At 77.0% G+C, this 20,328-nt stretch carries 19 protein-coding genes and 2 pseudogenes; 9 read left to right on the top strand and 12 right to left on the bottom strand.

Features of this window, described 5'->3' with window-relative positions; translation table 11 throughout:
• The first annotated feature begins 3 nt into the window (after positions 1-3).
• From thiS to JOD57_RS12620, 3 genes are read left to right on the top strand one after another with little or no spacing between them, the layout of a single operon-like run.
• On the top strand, positions 4-204 hold the full coding sequence (gene thiS / locus JOD57_RS12630) for a sulfur carrier protein ThiS (RefSeq protein WP_204692340.1): 201 nt from the start codon (positions 4-6) through the stop codon (positions 202-204).
• A gap of 1 nt (position 205) precedes the next feature.
• Complete coding sequence (locus JOD57_RS12625; RefSeq protein WP_307824651.1) at positions 206-1,018, top strand: thiazole synthase; 813 nt, start codon at positions 206-208, stop codon at positions 1,016-1,018.
• Complete coding sequence (locus JOD57_RS12620; RefSeq protein ID WP_204692339.1) at positions 1,015-1,599, top strand: thiamine phosphate synthase; 585 nt, start codon at positions 1,015-1,017, stop codon at positions 1,597-1,599. The genes JOD57_RS12625 and JOD57_RS12620 overlap by 4 nt, the downstream gene beginning before the upstream one ends.
• Here the strand turns inward: JOD57_RS12620 and JOD57_RS12615 are convergent.
• Complete coding sequence (locus JOD57_RS12615) at positions 1,560-2,939, bottom strand: uracil-xanthine permease family protein (RefSeq protein WP_204692338.1); 1,380 nt, start codon at positions 2,937-2,939, stop codon at positions 1,560-1,562. The genes JOD57_RS12620 and JOD57_RS12615 overlap by 40 nt on opposite strands.
• A gap of 210 nt (positions 2,940-3,149) precedes the next feature.
• Between JOD57_RS12615 and JOD57_RS12610 the strand changes: the two genes are divergently transcribed.
• Entirely contained in the window at positions 3,150-3,572 is a 423-nt protein-coding gene (locus JOD57_RS12610) for an ATP-binding protein (RefSeq protein ID WP_307824650.1), read from the top strand.
• A gap of 84 nt (positions 3,573-3,656) precedes the next feature.
• Here JOD57_RS12610 and JOD57_RS12605 read toward each other — a convergent pair whose 3' ends face one another.
• Positions 3,657-5,738 carry a SpoIIE family protein phosphatase gene (locus tag JOD57_RS12605; RefSeq protein WP_307824649.1) on the bottom strand — a complete coding sequence of 694 codons (2,082 nt, stop codon included), beginning with the start codon at positions 5,736-5,738 and terminating at the stop codon, positions 3,657-3,659.
• A gap of 749 nt (positions 5,739-6,487) precedes the next feature.
• Positions 6,488-7,267: a hypothetical protein gene (locus JOD57_RS12600; protein WP_204692336.1), complete on the bottom strand. Its 780-nt coding sequence runs from the start codon at positions 7,265-7,267 to the stop codon at positions 6,488-6,490.
• 356 nt (positions 7,268-7,623) lie between these two features.
• Between JOD57_RS12600 and JOD57_RS12595 the strand changes: the two genes are divergently transcribed.
• Together JOD57_RS12595 and JOD57_RS12590 are read left to right on the top strand one after the other, a co-directional pair.
• Entirely contained in the window at positions 7,624-9,024 is a 1,401-nt protein-coding gene (locus tag JOD57_RS12595; protein ID WP_204692335.1) for an APC family permease, read from the top strand.
• Between the two features lie 49 nt (positions 9,025-9,073).
• Positions 9,074-10,033 (top strand): nucleoside hydrolase, encoded by a 960-nt coding sequence (locus tag JOD57_RS12590; RefSeq protein ID WP_204692334.1) that lies wholly within the window; start codon positions 9,074-9,076, stop codon positions 10,031-10,033.
• Positions 10,034-10,050: 17 nt separating this feature from the next.
• Here JOD57_RS12590 and JOD57_RS12585 read toward each other — a convergent pair whose 3' ends face one another.
• Positions 10,051-10,740, bottom strand: a complete 690-nt coding sequence (locus JOD57_RS12585) for a GAF and ANTAR domain-containing protein (protein ID WP_204692333.1) — start codon at positions 10,738-10,740, stop codon at positions 10,051-10,053.
• Between the two features lie 153 nt (positions 10,741-10,893).
• Here JOD57_RS12585 and JOD57_RS12580 point away from each other — a divergent pair, with 153 nt between their 5' ends.
• Positions 10,894-11,391 (top strand): ATP-binding protein, encoded by a 498-nt coding sequence (locus JOD57_RS12580; protein WP_204692332.1) that lies wholly within the window; start codon positions 10,894-10,896, stop codon positions 11,389-11,391.
• A 44-nt stretch (positions 11,392-11,435) separates the two neighbouring features.
• Here the strand turns inward: JOD57_RS12580 and JOD57_RS12575 are convergent, their stop codons facing one another.
• From JOD57_RS12575 to JOD57_RS26875, 7 genes and pseudogenes are all read right to left on the bottom strand, one after another.
• On the bottom strand, positions 11,436-11,672 hold the full coding sequence (locus JOD57_RS12575; protein ID WP_204692331.1) for a metallothionein: 237 nt from the start codon (positions 11,670-11,672) through the stop codon (positions 11,436-11,438).
• Positions 11,673-11,754: 82 nt separating this feature from the next.
• Positions 11,755-12,879, bottom strand: a complete 1,125-nt coding sequence (locus JOD57_RS12570; RefSeq protein ID WP_307824648.1) for a GGDEF domain-containing protein — start codon at positions 12,877-12,879, stop codon at positions 11,755-11,757.
• Between the two features lie 276 nt (positions 12,880-13,155).
• Positions 13,156-13,845 (bottom strand): NYN domain-containing protein, encoded by a 690-nt coding sequence (locus JOD57_RS12565; protein ID WP_307824647.1) that lies wholly within the window; start codon positions 13,843-13,845, stop codon positions 13,156-13,158.
• A 211-nt stretch (positions 13,846-14,056) separates the two neighbouring features.
• On the bottom strand, positions 14,057-16,159 hold the full coding sequence (locus JOD57_RS12560; RefSeq protein WP_307824646.1) for a putative bifunctional diguanylate cyclase/phosphodiesterase: 2,103 nt from the start codon (positions 16,157-16,159) through the stop codon (positions 14,057-14,059).
• 125 nt (positions 16,160-16,284) lie between these two features.
• A complete protein-coding gene (locus JOD57_RS26885; RefSeq protein WP_204692329.1) occupies positions 16,285-17,913 on the bottom strand; it encodes an acyl-CoA dehydrogenase family protein in 1,629 nt (542 codons plus the stop codon).
• A 136-nt stretch (positions 17,914-18,049) separates the two neighbouring features.
• A complete protein-coding gene (locus JOD57_RS26880) occupies positions 18,050-18,241 on the bottom strand; it encodes an HNH endonuclease family protein (RefSeq protein WP_239573222.1) in 192 nt (63 codons plus the stop codon).
• Between the two features lie 338 nt (positions 18,242-18,579).
• A pseudogene (locus JOD57_RS26875) lies at positions 18,580-19,122 on the bottom strand (DUF222 domain-containing protein); the annotation flags it as partial.
• A 304-nt stretch (positions 19,123-19,426) separates the two neighbouring features.
• Here JOD57_RS26875 and JOD57_RS12545 point away from each other — a divergent pair.
• Complete coding sequence (locus JOD57_RS12545; RefSeq protein WP_204692328.1) at positions 19,427-19,591, top strand: GNAT family N-acetyltransferase; 165 nt, start codon at positions 19,427-19,429, stop codon at positions 19,589-19,591.
• Between the two features lie 15 nt (positions 19,592-19,606).
• Positions 19,607-19,936: pseudogene (locus tag JOD57_RS27280) on the top strand (GNAT family N-acetyltransferase); the annotation flags it as partial.
• Here the strand turns inward: JOD57_RS27280 and JOD57_RS12535 are convergent.
• Complete coding sequence (locus JOD57_RS12535) at positions 19,933-20,328, bottom strand: SRPBCC family protein (protein ID WP_204692327.1); 396 nt, start codon at positions 20,326-20,328, stop codon at positions 19,933-19,935. The pseudogene JOD57_RS27280 and the gene JOD57_RS12535 overlap by 4 nt on opposite strands.

The raw sequence follows: 20,328 nt of genomic DNA, 5'->3' as shown, positions 1-20,328 counted from the left end.
CCGATGCGACTGACCGTGAACGGCGAACCGGCCGAGCTGGCCGACGACGTCACCGTGGCCGACCTGGTGGCCGCCCGCGCCGGCGGGCACGACCGGGTGGCCGTGGCGCGCAACGGCGACGTCGTCCCGCGCAGCGGCTGGAGCGCGACCCGGCTGGCCCCCGGCGACACCGTCGAGGTGCTCGCCCCGACCGCAGGAGGCTGACGTGGGCACGCAGGACCTGGCGCCGGCGCTGGCGCGCGAGGAGGCGGCCGACCCGTTCGTGCTGGGCGGGGAGACGTTCACCTCCCGGCTGCTGCTCGGCACCGGCGGCGTGCCGAGCCTGGAGGCGCTGGAGGCCGCGGTGCGCGCCTCGGGCACGCAGCTGGTCACGGTGGCGCTGCGCCGCGTCGAGGCATCGGCGAGCGGCTCGATGATGGACGTGCTCGACCGCTGCGGCGTCCGGCTGCTGCCCAACACCGCCGGGTGCATGACCGCCCGCGAGGCCGTGCGCACCGCCCGGCTGGGCCGGGAGGCGTTCGGCACCGACTGGGTGAAGCTCGAGGTGATCGGCGACGAGCACACGCTGCTGCCCGACGCCGTCGAGCTGCTCGACGCCGCCGAGCAGCTGGTCGCCGAGGGCTTCACCGTGCTCGCCTACACCACCGACGACCCGGTGCTGGGCCGCCGGCTGGCCGACGCCGGCTGCGCCGCGGTGATGCCGCTGGGCTCGCCGATCGGCAGCGGCCTGGGCATCCGCAACCCCCACAACGTGGCGCTGCTGCGCGAGGCCGTCACCGTGCCCGTGGTGCTCGACGCCGGCATCGGCACCGCCTCCGACGCCGCGCTGGCGATGGAGCTGGGCTGCGACGCGGTGCTGCTGGCCTCGGCGGTGACCCGCGCCCGCGACCCCGAGCGGATGGCGCTGGCCATGCGGCAGGCCGTGGAGGGCGGGCGCCTGGCGAGGCTGGCCGGGCGGATCCCGCGCCGCTGGCACGCCGAGGCCTCGACGTCGTTCGAGGGCCTGCCCGAGCTGTGAGGCTGCCGCGGCTGGTCGTCGTCACCGACCGGACCCAGGCCGCCGGCCCGCTGACCGACGTCGTCACCGCCGCCGTGGACGCCGGGGCCCGCGCGGTGCTGCTGCGCGACCGGGACCTCCCGGACCGCGAGCGCGCCGCGCTGGCCGCCGACCTGCGGGCGGTGCTCGAGCCGGTGGGCGGGCTGCTGGTCACCGCCGGGGCGGGATCCTCGGACGCCGTCCACCTGGCCGCCGCCGAGCCGTTCCCCGAGCTCCGGCCCCGGCTGGTCGGGCGCTCGTGCCACTCGGCCGCGGAGCTGACCCGGGCGCGGGAGGAGGGCTGCGACTGGGCGTTCCTCTCCCCCGTCGCCCCCACCGCGTCCAAGCCCGGCCACGGCCCCGCGCTCGGCGTCGAGGGGTTCGCCCGGCTGGCCCGCCTCGGTCCCCCGGCGCACGCCCTCGGCGGCGTCGTCCCCGCCGACGTCCCCGCCCTGATGGCCGCCGGCGCGCACGGGGTCGCCGTCATGGGCCCGGTCATGCGCGACCCGTCCGTCGTCGCCGGCTACCTGGCCGCGCTGACCTCCGCGGTCACGGGCTCCTGACGGGTCCGCCCCGGCAGCACCAGGTTGAGCACCACGGCGGCGACGGCCGCGACGACGATGCCGGAGTCGAACAGCGCGCCCCACTGCCCGGTGACCCGGTCGACGGCGTCCGGCGCCGACGCGATACCCCGGCCCAGCGCCACCGACAGGGCGACGACGAGCAGCGCCCGGGTGTCGAGGCCGTCCTTGGACAGCATCTGCACCCCGATCGCGCAGACCATGCCGAACAGCACGAGCACGCCGCCGCCGAGCACCGCGGGCGGGATCGCGGCCAGCACCGCGGCGACCTGGGGCAGCAGCGAGAGCCCGACCAGCACCAGCGCGCCGATGGTCACCACGTGGCGGCTCATCTGCTTGGTGAGCGCCACCAGGCCGATGTTCTGGCTGAACATGGTCGTCGGCAGGGCGCCGAAGACGCCGCCGAGGACCGCGCTGCCGCCCTCGGCGAGGATGCCCCCGCGCAGCTCGCGGCGGGTGGCCGGCCGTCCCGCGCCGCCCTCGGTGACGGCGTGCACGGTGCCCACCGAGTCGACCGTGTTGACCACCCCGACGACGGCCATCGACAGCACCGCCACGAGCGGGAAGGACACACCGAACTCGAACGGCGCGGGCAGCGCCACCAGCGGCCGGTCACCGACGCCGGAGAGGTCGAGCAGGCCGAGGGGGATCGACACGAGGTAGCCGACGACGACGGCGATCAGCACCGACGCGGTGCACAGCAGCCCGCGGCAGAACTGGTTGAGCACCACGGTGAGCACGAGGACCAGCGCGGCCACCCCGAGGTTCACCGGCGAGCCGAAGTCGGGCGAGCCGACCCCGCCGGCGGCCAGGGCGACGCCGCTGGGCAGCAGGCCCAGGCCGATCACCAGGATGATCGTGCCGGTCACGACCGGCGGGAACAGGCCGGCCACCCGGTGGATGCCCAGCGCGATGGCCACCTGCACGGCCGCGGTGACCAGCACGCCCCCGAGGACGGCCGACAGCCCGTGCTCCCCGGCCAGCGGGACGGCGACGGCGATGAAGGCGAAGCCGGAGCCCATCATCAGCGGCAGCCGGCTGCCGACCGGCCCGATGCCCACCGTCTGCAGCAGCGTGGCCAGCCCGGCGCACAGCAGCGCGGCCTGCACCAGCAGCGTCGCCTCGCCGGTGGTGGCGCCGATGACGCCGGCCAGCAGGACGGCCGGTGTCAGGTTCGAGGTGAACATCGCCAGCACGTGCTGCAGGCCCAGCGGGACGGCGACACCCCACGGCGGCCGGCCGTCGGGGTCGGCCGGGTCGGTGCGGGCGGGCGAGCTGGTCCGGGCGGGCGAGGTGGTGCGGGACCGGGTCGACAGGGCCATCTCTGCGCTCCAGGGCCGGGCGGACGGGTACCCCGGGAAGGGTGCGCGCCCGCTGTTCCGGGACCGTGTCGGCGCCGTGACGACGCGTCGCGGCCGCCGGTCCTGTGACCCGGCTCGCAGTCATGTTTGGGGCAGCCCGTGCCGAGTCATACGCAGGTGTTCGACATCCACCCCGGACCGGGGACTCGACGGGCGAGGAGACACGGGGTGGTGCGCGGATCCGCTGGGCTCGGCTGGCCCGCGGCGTCCCCTCCCCCCGCGCACGACGGCCTGGTGTGGCACCTCTCCCACGTCGCCGAGCTGCCCCGGGTCCGTGCCGAGGTGCGCCGCTGCCTCGAGGCCGGCGGGCCCGCCGACCTGCGCGACCGGCTGCTGCTGGTGCTCGACGAGATGGCCTCCAACGCGCTGCGCCACGGCGGCGGCCGGGTGCAGGCCGCCGTCCGCCGCACCGGGGACGCCTTCCTGGTCGCCGTCTCCGACGGGGACAGCAGCACCCCGCCGACGCCGGCGGTGGACCGGGACCCCAGCGAGGGCGGCCTGGGTCTCCACCTCATCGCCGAGCTGTCCACGGCGCACGGCTGGTACGTCCACGGCGACGCCAAGACCGTCTGGGCGGTCCTCCCCCGCCACTGACGGCGGCCCCGTGGTGAGGTGCTGGGACGGCCACCCTCCAGGGGCCCGCGCCGGGCCTGCGAGGCGTGGGGGAGGGTGGTCCTCCTAGTGCGGGTGGAGGCGGATGGCGACCAGCGCCACGTCGTCCTGCAGACCCTCGGGGCGCAGGCGGGTGACCAGCGCGTCGCAGAGCCGCTCCAGCGGGAGGTCGGCGAGCTCGGCCAGCGCCGTCCGCAGCCGGTCGGTGCCGTCGTCGAGCAGCAGGTCGCGGCCCTCGACCAGCCCGTCGGTGTAGAGCAGCAGCGTCGAGCCGCGGCGCACCTCCACGGCCGACGACGTCCGCCGGGCGTCCGGGTCCACGCCGAGCATCAGCTCCCCGCGCCCGCCGCCCAGCGTCTGCACGGCGCCCTCCGGGGTGAGCAGCAGCGGCGCCGGGTGCCCGGCGTTCGACCACCGCAGCGTCGTCAGGCCGGCCGCGCGCTGCTCCGGCGTCTGCTCGACCCGGGCCACCACCGCCGTCGCCATGGTGGGCATGCCCAGCGCGTCGACGGCCGCGTCGAGCTCGCCGAGGACCGCGGCCGGCGGGACGTCGCCGCGGTAGGCGATGCCGCGCAGCATGCCGCGCAGCTGCCCCATCGCCGCGGCCGCCTCGGTGTCGTGGCCGACGACGTCGCCGATCACCAGCACCGTCGCGCCGTCGGGCTGCAGGAACGCGTCGTACCAGTCGCCGCCGACCTGGGCCGCCTGCACCGCCGGCTGGTAGCGGACGACGATCTCGGCGTCGTCGGGCTGCGGCGGCGCGGTGAGCATGCTGCGCTGCAGGGCCTCGGCCAGCCGGCGCTGCTGGTCGAACAGCCGGGCGTTGTCCAGGGCCAGCGCGACGCGGTCGGCGACCTCGCGGGCGGCCGCGACCTCGTCGGCGTCCGCGGCCGGCCGGTCGTCCCCGCGGTAGAGGCTCAGTGCGCCCAGCGTCCGCCCGCGGGCCAGCAGCGGCAGGGTCACCGCCGAGCGGGGCGCCAGGGCGTCGAAGGCCTCCCGCACCTCACCCTCGGGCAGGGTCGGCCGGATGACCGCACGGACGTCGGGCACGGTGAGCAGCTGCCCCGACTCCAGCGCCCGCAGCACCGGCGCGTCCGGGGGGACCGAGGCCAGCCGCAGACTCGCGTAGGTGGCGGCGGCCGGGCGCAGCGCGGGGTCGCGGTGCCAGCCGGCGACGTCGAGCATCCGGCCGTCCTGGCCGTTCGACAGCGTCATGATCACCCAGTCGCCGAGCACCGGGACGACGGCCTCGGCGACCCGCTGCAGTGCGGCCTCCTCCGCCGCGGCCGACCCCAGCGAGGCCGACATCAGCGCGCTCACCTCGGCGAGCAGCGCCAGCCGGGCGGCGCTGTCCCGGGCACGCTGCTCGGCGCCGCGGCGCTCGGTGACGTCGAGGAAGTAGACCGACAGCCCGTCGGGGCCGGGCCAGGCGCGGACCTCGTACCAGGCGTCCAGCGGCGGCGGGTAGTGGGCCTCGAAGACCCGCTCCTGGCCGGTCTCGACCGCGCCGCGGTAGTGGACCTCGAAGTCCGTGCCGACGGCGGCCGGGAACAGCTCCCACACGACGCCGCCGAGCATCTCCTCCCGCGAGCGGCGCAGGACCCGCTCGGCCTCGGCGTTGACGTAGGTGAAGCGCCAGTCCGGGTCGAGGGCGAAGAAGGCCGAGCGCATGGTCTCGAGCACCCGGGCCACGCGGGCGTCGTCGCCGCGCACCCGGGTCATGTCGATGCCCGCGCCGAGCAGCCGCACCGGCGCGCCGCGGTCGTCGGCCAGGGCGCGGCCGCGGCCCTGCACCCAGCGGAGCTCGCCCGAGGGCAGCACGACCCGGAACTCGGCGGAGTACTCACCGCAGGTGTCGACGGCGTCCTGCAGGGCCTGCATCGTGCGCGCGCGGTCCTCCGGGTGGAGGCGCGCGGCGAAGGCCTCGATCGTCCCGCCGAACTCGCCGGGCCCGTAGCCGAAGATGGCCAGCAGCTGGTCGTCCCAGTTCAGCTCGCCGGTCAGGAGGTCCCAGTCGAAGCTGCCGATGCCGGCGGCGTCGATGGCCAGCTCGACCCGCAGCCGGCTGACCTCGGCGTCGGTCAGGGCCGGCAGCCGGCCGTCGGGAGCCGTCCCCGGCGACCGCGGTCGCTGCTCGGGGAGGATCACGCGGGGCTGGTCCCTCTCGTGCGGGGCAACGGGTCGGGGTCCTTTCTCTCACGTCCGGGGGTGCGGTTCCACCTGGTGTGCCGGAGACGACAGCCGGTCACCGACGCGCGGGACCACGGCCCGGCGAGCCGGGTGCGCGGCGCGGGGACGCCGGACGGGCGCCCCCGCGGCCCGGCTCCGGTGGCGGTGCCGGAGCGGGCTCGTCGGGAGCGCCCGTCGAGGGTCGTGACACGCGGCGCCCGCGGGAGCGGGACGCACCGTCGTCGGCGGTGCCGGCGGCGCCGGGCCTGGTGGACCGCGGCCGGTCGACTGCGCGCTGCACCTCGGCTCGGCCCGGAGGGCCGGCACCAATCCCTCGGCGCCCGGTCTGGCCAGGTCGTGCTCGGTCGGAGACCCGGGAGGGGGTTCCCTCCCCGGGCACCGGCAGGGCCTGGGGGTCGCCTCCCGTCGGCGGCGGGCGCTGCCGGCCGACCGCGCCGCGCCGTCCGTCTGCGCCTCCCGGGAGGGACCGCACGCCGTCCTTCGGGAGGACGGCCGGCGGAGGGTCGAGGCGAGATCGTCGTGCGGAGGGGTCTGTTAGCGGCGGTGTGCCGTGGGGAGGGCCAGTGGGCGGCCGCGAGCGGCCGGGAGGTGGAGCTGCGCACGGACCGGACGGCGGTCCCGGCCACCGTGGGGACGTGGCGGCCGGGCCCGTCGACCTCGTCGGCGAGGCGTCGGACGGCGTCCCCGCGGAGGGGGCGCGCTGCGGGTCAGTGGGGGGCGGGTGGCGGCCGGGGAGAGCCCCGGGCCGCGACCGGTACCGGGTCGCCCCGGGCCCGGGCCGATCCCGCCCGGGCGGGCGGGCCGGTGCCGCCGCGGGGAGCCGCGGGGCGGACCGGCCAGCCGGCGGGGGCCAGCCCGGGGCCGGACCCGCCCGTGCGGACGGGGAGCACCGGCCGGGCGACGCCGGCCGGGGACAGCGCCGCGGCGGGGGAAGACGCCGCGGGCCGGACCGTGGGGGTGTTGGGCAGCTCGGTGAGCACGACCGGGCCGTTCGCGGCGGGAGCCGCCGGCGCCGGGCGGGCCGGGCGGCCCCAGGCGAGGTGCGCGCCGCCGGGACCGGCGCCCCAGAGCGCGAGGCGGCGCAGCACGCCGGGCCGCGCCGGGGGCACGACGACCGGCGCCGTCGGCCAGGCCGCGTGCGCGCCGTCGGGGCCGGCGCCCCACATCGCCAGGCGCCGGGTGGCCGCCCGCAGCCGTGCCCGCAGCCGCGAGCCCGGGACGGGCAGCTCCGCACCGCGGTCCGGTGCCGTGCCCGCCGTGGCCACGGCGGGAGCCGCCGGCCGGGGCCGCGGGGCCGGCACCGGGCGGGCCACCGGCAGCGGCCGCAGCGCGCCGGGCGCGCCCGGCGAGCGGGTCACGACCGCCCGGCGGGGACGCCGCCGGCGCGGCAGCTCGTCGGCCCCGTCGAGGAGTCCGAGCAGGCCGGCCAGCGTCAGGTCGTCGGGCAGGGCCGCCGACGACGGAGCGGGTGCCCGGTCGATCGCCATGCCGTCCTCCTGGGGTCTGTGTCCGCGGCCGGGGAAGGTGCCGCGGACGAGGAGAAAGATAGGGACGACGGCGCCTCCGGACGGCGCTCCCCGACACTCCTCCGCGGGCCCGTGACGCAACCGTTGCAGGCCTCTGACCAGGGCTTCGGTGACCCGGCGCTGCCGGCGAGCACTTGTCGACAAGCCCGTGCCCCCCGAGCGTGGAACGCCCTCCGGCGACCTCCGGTCAGCCCGCGACACGTCCCGGCGCGCCCGCGTGTCGGGACGGGGTGACGTCGTCACCGGGGTGCGGAGCCGTCCTGCGCCGCCCGCCGTCCCGGTTGGCGGGCTCCTGCGGCACTGCCCAGACTCGACGGGTGACCGACCAGCCAGCAGGGCGCGCGACCGGCGCGACGACCGGCACACCGACCGGGACGACGCCCGGCACGGCCGACCCCGACACCAAGCTGCGCCGCGCCGTCACCGGCCCGCTGCTCTACCTGTTCATCCTCGGCGACGTCCTCGGTGCCGGCGTGTACGCCCTGGTCGGGGAGGTGGCCGGCGAGGTCGGCGGCGCCATCTGGGTGCCGCTGCTGGCCGCGCTGGTGCTGGCCCTGCTGACGGCGGGCTCCTACGCCGAGCTGGTCACCAAGTACCCGCGCGCCGGCGGGTCCGCGGTCTTCGCCGAGCGGGCGTTCCGGTCCCCGCTGGTGGCCTTCCTCGTCGGCTTCTGCATGCTCGCCGCGGGCGTCACCAGCGCGGCCGGCCTGGCGCTGGCCTTCGCCGGTGACTACCTGGGCGTCTTCCTCGACGTGCCCGCCGCCCCGGCCGCGGTGGTGTTCCTGCTGCTGGTGGCGCTGCTCAACGCCCGCGGGATCCGCGAGTCGCTGCGCGCGAACCTGGTGATGACGCTGGTGGAGACCTCGGGGCTGGTGCTCGTCGTCGTCCTCGGCGCGGTCGTCCTCGGCCGGGGCGACGGCGACCCCGGCCGGGCGCTGGAGTTCCCGCCCGGGGTGTCGGCGGCCACGGCGGTGCTCTCGGCGGCGCTGCTGGCCTACTACTCCTTCGTCGGGTTCGAGACCTCGGCCAACGTGGCAGAGGAGGTCCGCGACGTGCGGCGGGTGTACCCGCGGGCACTGTTCGGGTCGCTGCTCACCGCAGGGGTGGTGTACGTGCTCGTCGGGCTCGCCGCCGCCGTGGTGCTGCCCCCGTCGGAGCTGGCCGGCTCGAGCGGGCCGCTCCTGGAGGTCGTGCGGGCCGCCGATGCCGGCGTCCCCGACCGGCTGTTCAGCGCGGTCGCCCTGATCGCCGTCGCCAACGGCGCCCTGCTCACGATGATCATGGCCAGCCGCATGGCGTACGGCCTGGCCGAGCAGCGGCTGCTGCCCGCCGTCCTCGGGCGCGTGCTGCCGCAGCGGCGCACGCCCTGGGTGGCCATCGCCGTCACCACGCTGGTGGCCATGGGCCTGACCCTGGTCGGCGACCTGGCCACCCTGGCCAACACCGTGGTGCTCCTGCTGCTGTTCGTGTTCCTCAGCACCAACACCGCGGTGCTGGTGCTGCGCCGCGACCGCGTCGAGGCCGACCACTTCCGCGTGCCCGCCGTCGTCCCCGTCCTGGCCATCGCCTCCTGCTTCCTGCTGCTGTGGCAGCAGACGGCGCTCACCTGGGGCCTGGCCGGGCTCCTGCTGGCCGTCGGCGTGGTGCTGTACCTGGTCACCGCGGTGCCGCGCCGCCGGGCGGAGGCCCGCCGGCGGGACGACGTCCGGGTCGGCTGAGCCGGGCGGGCGACGGCGGCGTGCCGGAGCGGTCTGCTGGGATGACGCGGTGGCCCCGTCTCCCCCGCGACCCCTGGTGATCGACACCGACCCCGGCATCGACGACGCGCTGGCGATCCTGCTGGCGCTGGCCAGCCCGGAGGTGGACCTGCGCCTGGTCACCACCGTGCACGGCAACGTCGAGCTGCCGCAGACGACGGAGAACGCGCTGCGGGTGCTGCACCTGGCCGGCCGCTGCGACGTCCCGGTGGCCGCCGGCGCCGCCGAGTCGCTGGTCTACCCGCAGCCCGAGCGGGCCGGGCACGTGCACGGGACCGCCGGGCTCGGCGGGGTGCAGCTGCCGCCCTCGCCGGCCGGCGTCGACCCGCGGCCGGCCGTGGTCGTCCTCGCCGAGCTGCTCCTGGCCTCCGAGACGCCGGTGACCGTGGCCGCGATCGGCCCGTGGACGAACGTCGCGCTCCTGCTGGCCACCTATCCCGAGGCGGCGGAGCGGATCGACCGGCTGGTGCTCATGGGCGGGTCGGCCGGCCGCGGCGGCAACGTGACCGCGGCCGCGGAGTTCAACGTCTGGGCCGACCCGGAGGCCGCCGCGCGGGTCCTCGGCTCGACGGTGCCCACGGTGCTCGTCGGCCTCGACGTCACGCTGCCCACGGTGCTCGACGAGGACGGCGTCGCCCGCTTCGCCGCGGCCGGGCCGGTCGGGGAGGCCGCGGCGGCGATCCTGCAGCAGTACCTCGACCACGCCCGGACGTCGTACGGGACCACCGGTGTCGTCGTCCACGACGCGCTGGCGCTCATCGAGGCGATCGTGCCCGGGACGCTGGGCACCGTGCGCCGCGACGTCGTCGTCGACACCACCCGCGGCGCGGGGCGCGGGCAGACGCTGGTCGACCGGCGGTCGGTGTCGGCCGCCCCGACGGCCGTCGACGTCGCCGAGCGCGTGGACAGCCCGGCCGCCGTCGAGTTCCTGGTCAGCCGGCTCGCCGACCTGGCCGCCCGGGTGGGCTGACGCCCCCGGGAGCGGTCCTAGCGCGGCTGGTGGGTCGAGGAGACGATGCCGGCGGCGATGTCGCGCAGCTTGCGGTTGTAGCGCTGCGAGGCGTCGCGCAGGAGGTCGAAGGCGGCGTCGGCGTCGACCCGCCGCTGGGCCATCAGCACGCCCTTGGCCTGCTCGATGACCGCCCGCGACTCCATCGCCAGCTGCATGTTGCGGGCGTGCTCGCCGAGCTTGGCGTGCGCGTCGGCGTTGGCGACGGCGACCCCGACCGCCTCGGCGACCTCGCGGGCCGCCTCGGCCGACCCCTCGGAGGCGAAGGCGGCCGGACGGGTGGAGTAGATGTTGAGCGCCCCGATCGAGCTGCCCTGGTAGGGCAGCGGGGTCGACAGCGAGCTCAGGACGCCGACGTCGAGGACCCGGGCGGCGTAGTCGGGCCAGCGCGTCTCGGTGCGCATCTCGTCCACGCGCAGCTGCACACCGGCCCGGCCGGCGTCGAGGCAGGGCCCGTAGCCGCGCTCGTACTGCAGCTCGTCGGCGGCCAGGGACATCTCGCCGACGTGCGCCGCGGTGACCGCGACGTCGCCGCGCACCAGGGTGATCGACGTCGACTCCGCGCCGGGCACGTGCTCGTTGGCCAGCCGGGTGACCTCGTCCAGGACGTCCCCCAGCTCCCGGTCGGCCAGCTGCAGCCGGCTCAGCGCACGCCAGAGGGCTTCCACGACTGCATTGTGCCCGCCGCCGGGCCGCGCACGGGAGGGCGGCGCGGGAGGGCGGTCCGGGAGGGCAGGACGGTACCGCCGCTGCGGCCGTTGGAGGTTTCGGTCAGGATGGACCCGGTTCGACGACCGCGGAGCAGACGCGAGGGGTGACGGATGGGCCAGGAGACGTGGCCGCACGCCCCCGTGCCGTCGGTGGCCGGCGACGTCTGGCACTGGCAGCTGGAGGCCATGCACGTCGTCTCCCGGGTGCGCTCGGACCTGCGCGCCCGGATCGCCCACCCCTCGGTGAGCTCGTCGTCGACCGACGACGCCCGCGACGGGCTGCTGCTGGTGTTCGAGGAGCTCGCGTCCAACGCGCTGCGGCACGGCGGCGGCGACGTCCGGGCACTCGTGGTGGCCAGCCCGGCCGGCTGGCTGCTCGACCTCAGCGACGAGGCACCCGAGCGGCCGCCGGTGCCCGCCGTCGACCGGGACCCCTCCCTCGGCGGCATGGGCCTGCACCTGGTGGCGCAGCTGTCGGTCGACTACGGCTGGGAGCGCCGGCCGGGCCGCAAGCACGTGTGGTCGCGGCTGCCCTCGGGGCTGGAGCCGATCGAGGGCTTCAGCGACCAGGTGCCTGCCCCGCGCGCACCCGAGGCGCCCCGGGACTGACCGGGCGGCGACCGAGCCCGCGGGAGGCCGGCCACCGCCGGCCCTCACGCCTTGTCGGCGACCGGCGCCCCGTCGTGCTCGGCGCGGGCGCAGTGCGCGCAGCAGTAGAACGTGCCCTCGACCACGACGCCGTGGCCGACGACCTTCACCCCGCAGTGCTCGCAGATCGGGGCCATGCGGTGGATGGCGCACTCGAAGCTGTCGAAGGTGTGCCGGGCGCCCTGCGCCACCACCTCGAAGCTCATCTCGTAGTCGTTGCCGCAGACCTCGCAGACCGCCATGGTCCCTCCTCGCCGTCGTCGCCGTCGGTGCGCTCCTTCCCCGGCCGGCGGGTGCGGACACCGGCGTCCGGGCGCGTCGCCGTCAGGCCGGGGCGGGGAGGCGGGCGGCGGTGCCGACGGCGTTGCGGGTCCCCTTGGCGGCGTAGAGGCAGCTGTCGGCGCGGACGGTGAGGACGGCGGGTGCGGCGTCCTCACCGGCGGCCGCCGCGACCCCGAGGGAGACGGTCAGCTCGCCCGGGTCGAAGCCGGGCAGCTCGAGGGCGAGGGTGGCCAGCCGGACCCGCTCGGCGAGTTCGACGGCGCGCTCCTCGGGGCCGCCGGGCAGCAGGACGGCGAGCTCGTCACCGCCCAGCCGCGCGACGACGTCCCCGCTGCGGACCGCGGCGCGCAGCAGGTCGGCCACCGCGCGCAGGGCGGCGTCGCCGCCGGCGTGGCCGTGGCGGTCGTTGACCTGCTTGAACCGGTCGAGGTCGACCAGGACGACGGCGACCGGCTGCCCCGACCGGCGTGCGGCGGCGCAGGCGGCGTCGAGCTCGGCGTCCCAGCGGCGGCGGTTGGCCAGGCCGGTGAGCGGGTCCTCCTCCGAGAGGCGCTCGAGGCGGGCCAGCAGCCGGCGCGTGCGCTCCTGCTCGCGGTGCAGGCTCACGGTGCCGCGGACCTCGCGCAACGACAGCTTCTGGCGGACGCCGTGGGTGACGACGGCGATCGCGGTGGCGGTGGCCAGGTGCGCGGCGACGGTGACCAGCTCGTCACCGGGCAGGTCGTCGCCGGCGACGAGCGCGGCGGCGACCAGCCCCGCCCAGGTGAACACACTCAGCCCCAGGGTCCACTGGGCCCGGCCGGCGAGCACGCCGCCGATGCCGAAGAGGGCGGGGGCGAGTCCGAGCGCGTAGGCGGTCGGGTGCTCGACCTGCGGCAGCATCCACAGCACGGCGGCCTGGACGACGCCGAGCACCAGGACCGTCGTGACGAGCTCCGGCCGGCGCCGGCCCAGCGGCCGCCGCACGAGGAGCCAGAGGGCCAGGGCCATGGGCAGGACGCCGAGCAGCCGGAGGGTGATGAAGGTCCCGGCGAGGTCGGGCTCGAGGTAGAGGTCGAGGGGCGCCCAGGCCGGCAGCACGAGCATCGCCGTCACCGCGAGCACGATCCCCGACGAGCGGGCGCGGCGGGTCAGCTCGGCGACCACCTCGGGGTCGTCGGCGGCCACGGCCGGCCCGGGACGGTCGCTCGCCCGGCGGTCGAGAGGGTCGGACGGCCCGCCCTCCCGGCGACCGGTCCGCGCGGACCGGCTGCCCGCCCGGCCGGCGCGCACGGACGGCGCGCGGCGCGGGCCGGCGGGCTCGCGGTGCGGGGCGGAGGCGGACACGGCACCCCATCGGCACCGGGCGTGCCCGGGGTGAGCACCCCGTCGCCGTGCTCCCCCGTCGGGGTGAGCACGCTGGACGCGCGCCCGTCCGGCGCCCTCGCCGCCGCCCGCGCCGGGTCAGGCGTTGCGGCGGGCGGTCCAGGACGTGACGAAGTCGCGCAGGCTCCGGGTGGGCCGCAGCCACGCGCCCTCGGGCGGCAGCGCGTCGAGGCGCACGCGGTCCAGCGGCGCGGCGAAGGCCCCCGGCACGTCCTCGATGTCGATGAACTCCAGCAGGTCCGAGCTGATCGCGTAGCCGGCGACCTCGCTGAACGCCACCACGACGACCTGGGTGCCCGACCGCGCCAGCTCCTCCAGCGGCTCGGCGAAGTTGCGGCCGTCCCCGGAGAAGACGACCAGCCGCCGCAGCCGGTGGCTGTGCGCGCGCACCTCGATGTGGTCGAGCATCGCCTGGTCGATGTCGTCGTCGGGCTGGGACTTCGGCCGCGCGAAGACGGCGAACCCGAAGCCGCGCAGCGCCTCCACCCAGCGCTGCAGCGAGCCCACGACGGGCGGGATGTTGGCGAACACGCACGCCTCGACCTCGGGCGCGTCCGGTGCCCCGGGGTCACCGGCGCCGTCGACGAACCAGGCGGCGATCGCGTCGAAGCGGGGGCGGGAGGCGGCGGTGGGGCGGGCGCCGATGACCGTCGACAGGGTCATGTCGATGTTGGGCGCGTCCCAGATGAGCAGGTCCAGCGCCGGCCGGCCGCGCCCGAGCTCGTCGTCGGGGGACTCCAGGACTGCCGTACCACCGCTCTCGGTCACGGGGGCAGTCTGCCCGGTCGGTGCCGCACCCGTGACCAGGGCGGGAGGGACGCCGGGAGCGGCGTCGGCGCCGCGGGCGGGGTCGGGAGCCGGCACGGCGCCGGGGGACGGGGGCGCCGGCGGCCCGGTGGGGCGGGGCGCCGGCGGCCCGGCGGGCGACGTCGCCCGGCGGACTGCCCGGCGACGTCCCGGCCCGGTCACCGGCGCCTCCTCAGCGCAGCTCGCCCGCCAGGGCGAGCGCGCAGGAGTCCCCGCCGCCGGCCCGCACCCGGTCGGCCCAGCGGGTGACGTCGCCCGACGCCATCGGGCGGGCCAGCAGGTAGCCCTGGGCGAGGTCGCAGCCGGCCTCGCGGACCATCCGCAGGTGCTCGGCGGTCTCCACGCCCTCGGCGACCGACCGGATGCCCAGGCTGTGCGCGAGCTCGACGATGGCACCGAGCACCGCGCCGGTGCCCGAGGTGGCCAGCCGCTCGGCCGCGGTGATCAGCGAGCGGTCGATCTTCAGCGTCCCGATCGGCAGCGCCATGAGCTGGGCCAGCGAGGACCACCCGGTGCCGAAGTCGTCGATGGCCACCCGGACGCCGAACCCCTGGAGCACGGCGAGCTGGTCCTCCGCGCGGGTCGGGTCCTCGGCCACGGTGGTCTCGGTGAGCTCGAGCATGAGCTGCTCCGGGGCCAGGCCCGACTCGCGCAGCGCCGTGCGGACGTCGCGCACCAGCGTCTCGGCGGAGAAGTGGCGGGCGCTGATGTTGACCGCCATCCGCAGGGACAGTCCCTTCGTGGCCCACTCCGCGGCCTGGCGGGTGGTCTCGCGCAGCAGCCAGCGGGTGATCGGGATGAGCTGGCCGGTCTCCTCGGCCACGGAGAGGAACGCGTCGGGCGCGAGCAGGCCCCGCTCGGGGTGCTGCCAGCGCAGCAGGGCCTCCACGCCCTCGATCGCGCCGGTGTCCAGCCGCACCACCGGCTGGTAGTGGACGACGAACTGGTCCAGGGCTCCGTCCCGCAGGCGCGTGGCGACGTCCATCCGCCAGCGCGCGGCGTCGCGCAGGCCGGGCGAGAAGAGGTGCACCCGGTCGCGGCCGGCCGCCTTGGCCGCGTACCCGGCGGCGTCGGCGTCGCTGAGCAGCTGGTGGGCGTGCCGCAGGCCCGGCTGGGCGACGGCGACGCCGACGCTCGCCGAGACCGGCACCGACAGGCCGCCGGCGGTGAACGGCCGGCCGAAGGAGCGCTGCAGCCGGAAGGCCAGCGACGCCGCCTCCGGGGTGTCGCAGGACCGGGCGAGGACGACGAACTGGTCACCGCCGAGCCGGCCGACGGCGTCCCCGGGCCGGATCTGGGTGGTCAGGCGGGCGCCCACCTGGCGCAGCAGCTCGTCGCCGACGGCGTGCCCGAGCGAGTCGTTGACGGTCTTGAAGCCGTCGAGGTCGAGGAAGAGCAGCGCGGTCCGGGTGTCCTCGTCGGCCAGCGCCTCGCCGATGAGTTCCAGCAGGCGCACCCGGTTGGGCAGGCCGGTGAGGTCGTCGTGGGTGGCCTGCCACGCCAGCCGCTGCTCGACGAGGGCCCGTTCGGTGATGTCGGTGTGGATGACGACGAGCTGCCCGGTGTCCTCCACGCGCGCGGCCTGCAGCCGCCACCACGTGGTCTGTCCGGCGAGGTCGTGGGCGTAGTCGTGGGCGAAGGTGCGCGGCGGCCCACCGGAGGGCTCGGTGCGCAGCTGGTGCAGGCCGTCGGCGATCCGCACGGCGTCGTCGCGGGCCAGCCCCTGCGCGACGCGTGCCAGGTAGTCGTCGCCCACCTGCGCCGGTTCCCAGCCGCTCCGCCGCACGAGGTCGGCGTTGCCCGACCACACGCGGTTGGCGGTGCGGATGCGCCCGTCCTCGTCGAGCAGCACGGTCGGTGAGGGCAGGGCGTCCAGGACGGCGGCGGTCTGCCTGAGCTCCCGCGCCTGCGCGGCCTGCGCGCGGTGCCGGGAGTCGACGTCGCGGAGGAAGACCACCACGCCGCCGTGCGCGTCGGCGGAGGCGCGGACCTCGAACCACCGGTCGTGCGGCTCGTAGAGGTACTCGAACGCGCGCGGCCGGCCGTCGGCGAGGACGGCGTGCACGTGTCTCTGCAGTGCGGAGCCGAGGACGTCGGGGAAGCAGTCGCGCACCGGGCGGCCGACCAGACGCTCCGGTGGCCGCTGGAGGAGCATGGCGAGAGCGGTGTTCACCCAGGTGAAGCGCCAGTCGGCGTCGAGGCGGCAGACCGCGTCGGGGACCCCGGTCAGCAGGTCCGGCGGCGCCGGCAGGGCGGCCTGGTCGGATCGGTGCACGCGTCTCTCTCCCCCTGTCGCCGCGAGCCGGGATCCGTCCAGCCGGCCCCCGGCATCCGGACCGGGACGGGTGGGAAGTCGGTCCGTGTGCGACGCCTACCCGAGAGTAGTGGAGCCTTCCGGGGTCAGTCAGCCGAGACGGTGGAGCGCCCGACGATGCGGGCGGCGGGGACGCCGGCCGGGAGGGTGCCCAGGACCGTGCCCCAGTCGCCGCCGAGACGGGTGGCGCAGAAGGCGTCGGCCACCTCGGGCGGACCGTGACGCACCAGGAGGGAGCCCTGCAGGCACAGGGCGAGCAGGCCGGCCACGCGGCGGGCGCGCACCGGCAGCGCGTCGGGGTCGCCGAGCTCGGCGGCGAGGCGCTTCACGGCCTCGTCGAGACGGGCGTCCGCGCCACGAGCCAGCTCGATCTCGGCCGTGACGGCGGCCAAGGACTCGCTCGAGCGGCCGAGGGCCCGCAGGACGTCGAGGGCGATGACGTTGCCGGAGCCCTCCCAGATGCTGTTGAGCGGCGCCTGCCGGTAGAGACGGGGCAGGCCGGACTCCTCGACGTAGCCGTTGCCGCCGAGCACCTCCATGGCCTCGCCGACGACGGCCGGCGTCCGCTTGCAGACGAGGAACTTGGCCGCGGCACCGGCCGGCCGGAGGAACGCCGTCTCGCCGGCGTCGACCGCGGCGGCCAGCCGGACGGCCAGCGCGGTGGCCGCCTCGCTCTCGACGGCGAGGTCGGCGAGGACGTTCTGCATGAGGGGCTGGTCGGCGAGCGGGGCGCCGAAGGCCCGGCGGTGGCGGGCGTGGTGGATCGCCTGGGTGAGCGCGGCGCGGACGGTGGCCGCCGAGCCGACGACGCAGTCGAGCCGGGTGGCGTTGACCATCTCGATGATCGTCGGCACGCCGCGGCCGGGCTCGCCGACGAGCCAGCCGGTGGTGCCGTCGAACTCGACCTCGCCGGAGGCGTTGGCGCGGTCGCCGAGCTTGTCCTTGAGGCGCTGCAGCCGGAAGACGTTGCGGGTGCCGTCGGGCAGGACCCTCGGGACGAGGAAGCAGGACAGGCCCTCGTCGAGCTGCGCCAGGACGAGGAACAGGTCGCTCATGGGGGCGCTGGTGAACCACTTGTGGCCGGTGAGCGCGTGGGTGCCGTCGGCGCGTGCGACGGCGCGGGTGGTGTTGGTGCGGACGTCGGAGCCGCCCTGCTTCTCAGTCATGCCCATGCCGGCGACGAGGCCGGGCTTGGCGGCCGGGTCGGTGAGGCCGGACGCGTAGGCGGTCGCGGTGAGCCCGGGCTCGTAGCGGGCGGCCAGTTCCGGAGCGGCCCGCAGGGCCGGGACGGCGGCGTAGGTCATGGTCACCGGGCAGCCGTGACCGGCCTCGACCTGCGTCCAGCCGAGGTAGCCGACGGCACGGCGGACGTGGGCGTGCGGGTCACCGGCGTCCGCGGCCGCCCAAGGTGCGCCGGCCAGGCCGTGCGTGAAGGCGGCGGTCATCAGCTCGTGCCAGGCGGGGTGGAACTCGACCTCGTCGACCCGGTGGCCGTAGCGGTCGTGCGTGCGCAGCACCGGGCGGTTCTCGTCGGCCAGCCGGCCCCACTCCCGCGCCTGCTCGCTACCGGCCAGCGCCCCGAGGCCGGCCAGCGAGGCGAGCGTGGCCTCGTTCGCGTGCCGCACGCACGCCTCCGCCAGGGCGGTGTCCCCCGCGATCGGGTCGTAGCCGGTCAGCGGCGGGACCTGGTTGGTGACCTCGTGCGTCGCACCCACGCCGCGCACCGTACGACGGCGCCGTGTCCACTGGCCCGGACCCGCTGCCGGCCTCGTGCCCGTCCGCGCGCAGCTCTGCCCCCGTGCCGTTCCACGTGGAACGGCACGAGTGTCGGCTGTGAGGACGGTGGGCTGATCAAGCGGCCGGTTGCAGGCCGGCGCCGACGAGGATCTGGGTGCCGTCGGGTCGCCAGGTGCGCCATCGCCCGTCGGGTCGTCGTTCGACGCGGAAGCCGTGGTGGACCTTGCTGTAGTGCCGCTCGCACAGCAGCGCGGAGTTCTGCAGGTTGGTCTCGCCGCCGTCGAGCCAGTGGACGAGGTGGTGCACGTCGCACCACCAGTGAAAGGACCCCTCCGCCCCCCGCCACTCGCGAGCTCGCGGCGGGCCCCTGCGGAGGGGCCGGCCGGTCGGCGAGGCGCTGCTCGCGGCCCAGGTCCAGCGGGACGCCCTCGGGGCCCATCACGACGCGGGAGACGGTGGCGTCGCAGGCCAGCCAGCGCGCCCGGGCGGCGGAGATCGTGGCGCCGAAGCCCATCCGGGCGGCGCCGGGTCCGGTGCCGGGGTCGACCAGGTCCGCCAGGTCGATGACCACGGCGATCTGCGGCTTGTGCCCGCAGGGTGGGCAGGCTCCCCGACGCGAGAGCGTTGTCGGCCAGCTGCACCAGCGCGTCGCCCTGCCGCTGGATGCGGGTGCGGTCATCGCCGGCGGGGCGGTCGGCCTGCACGAACGGCTCGATCGCGGCCTGGAACTTCTCCGCACCGGCGGCGTCGAGGTCGAAACGGCCGCTGATCGACCCGTCGGCGTACTCGGCGATGACCAGCCGGCGGCCCGCGGTGGGGTCGGGCTCGGGCCCGTCGGGATCGAGCCGGTCCAGATAGCCGCGCACCGTGCCGGCCAGCTCCTGATGGGTCTGCAGGCTCGCCGCGACCGCCAGCGCGGCGTCGACCTCGGCCACGTCGACGCCCTGGTCGGCGGCGCGGGCGGCATGATCCGGCTGCACGATCCGCGCGATCTCGGTGACCTGCCCGGCGGTCACCGCCCCGGCGGCGCACGCGGCCGCCACGGCGGGCAGCTGCTCCAGCGCCCGCCCGACGGCCACCACCCGCGCCGCCTCACCCGCGGACAGGTGCCCGTGCCCGCGCAGCCACGAGGCCACGCTCCGGAGCCCGTCCACCTCGGCGGCCTGGGCGAGCTCGGCCTGCCGCACCGTGCGGGCCACCTCGGCCGCCAGCCGGTTCTGCGCAGCCAGCAGGACCCGCGGCCGCTCGAGAAGCTGCGGGCCGAACACCGCCGGCAGGTCGTCGGAGGCGAGCGCGTCCAGCGCGGCGGCCAGCTCGTCCACGTCACCTCCCACCGGTTCGATCAAGTGTTCGAAGCCTATCGGACCCGCAGGACCCGTGCGGGGTGGATCCCCAGCTCAGAGCGGTGTCCACAGATCTCCGGCGGCTGTCGCGGAGGGAGCCGGACGACCGGCCCCGACCAGCGCACGGGCGCCGCACTACCGTGCCCGCGTGCGCCTGGAGACCGAGCGGCTGGTCCTCGAGCCCCTCGTCCAGCGGCACACCACGGCCCTGGCACGCATCCACGCGGACCCCGACGTCGCCCGGTACACCGGCGGGGCGGCCCTGGACGCCGAGGGCACCGCCGCCCAGGTCGCCCGGTTTGAGGCGGTCTAGCAGGAGCACGGGTGGGGTCAGAGCGCCGTCCTGGAGCGGGCCTCGGGCGCGCTGCTCGGCCGCGTCGGCCTGCACCCGTGGCCGCAGTGGGACGAGGTCGAGCTCGGCTACGTCCTCGCCCGGCACGCGCAGGGCCGGGGCCTCGCGGCCGAGGCCGCCACGGCCTGGCTCGACGTCGCGTCCGGCCGGCTCGGACTCGACCGTCTCACCGCGGTCGTCCACCCCGGCAACGCGCCCAGCAGGAGGCTCGCCGCCCGGCTCGGGTTCCGCGTCCACCGCGAGGACGTCACCCCGCGGGGCGTCCGGGTGCTCGTGCACGAGCGGCTGCTGCCGCGGGACCGCTAGTCCAGCGGGCGGACCAGCCGGCCGATCGCGAGCTGGGCCAGCGGGGCGTAACCGACCACGACGGGCAGCGGCCCGGTGATCCGCAGCCCCGTGGTGCTGCCGCCGTCCGGCCCCTCGGTCACCCAGTGCAGGAGGTGCAGACGCACCGGTCCGGCCGACACCGTCCACGACCACCGCCGCGCCGCCTCGTCCACCGACTCGACGACGAACGGCAGCGTCAGCCCCACCGGCCCGCGCACCCGCCCCTGCAGCCCGGCGGTCAGCCGGGGCTCGGGCACCTGCACCCCGAGGATCTGCGGCGCCCACGTCGGCCACCGCGCCGGCCGGGCGTAGCGCTCCCACACCTCGCCCGGCGCCTCCGGTCCGGTGGCGTGCAGGGTCAGGACGGTCAC

It is taken from the genome of Geodermatophilus bullaregiensis, from assembly GCF_016907675.1.
GTDB lineage: Bacteria > Actinomycetota > Actinomycetes > Mycobacteriales > Geodermatophilaceae > Geodermatophilus > Geodermatophilus bullaregiensis.
The sequence above is the reverse complement of the archived record's forward strand: the minus strand, read 5'-3'. Positions and strand labels throughout refer to the sequence as shown.

What these genes read in the sequence shown, in the direction of transcription:
- JOD57_RS12580 (WP_204692332.1), top strand. Translation starts at nt 10,894, where the DNA reads ATGGGCCAGGAGACGTGGCCGCACGCCCCCGTGCCGTCGGTGGCCGGC.
- JOD57_RS12600 (WP_204692336.1), bottom strand. Translation starts at nt 7,267, where the DNA reads ATGGCGATCGACCGGGCACCCGCTCCGTCGTCGGCGGCCCTGCCCGAC.
- JOD57_RS12615 (WP_204692338.1), bottom strand. Translation starts at nt 2,939, where the DNA reads ATGGCCCTGTCGACCCGGTCCCGCACCACCTCGCCCGCCCGGACCAGC.
- JOD57_RS12575 (WP_204692331.1), bottom strand. Translation starts at nt 11,672, where the DNA reads ATGGCGGTCTGCGAGGTCTGCGGCAACGACTACGAGATGAGCTTCGAG.
- thiS (WP_204692340.1), top strand. Translation starts at nt 4, where the DNA reads ATGCGACTGACCGTGAACGGCGAACCGGCCGAGCTGGCCGACGACGTC.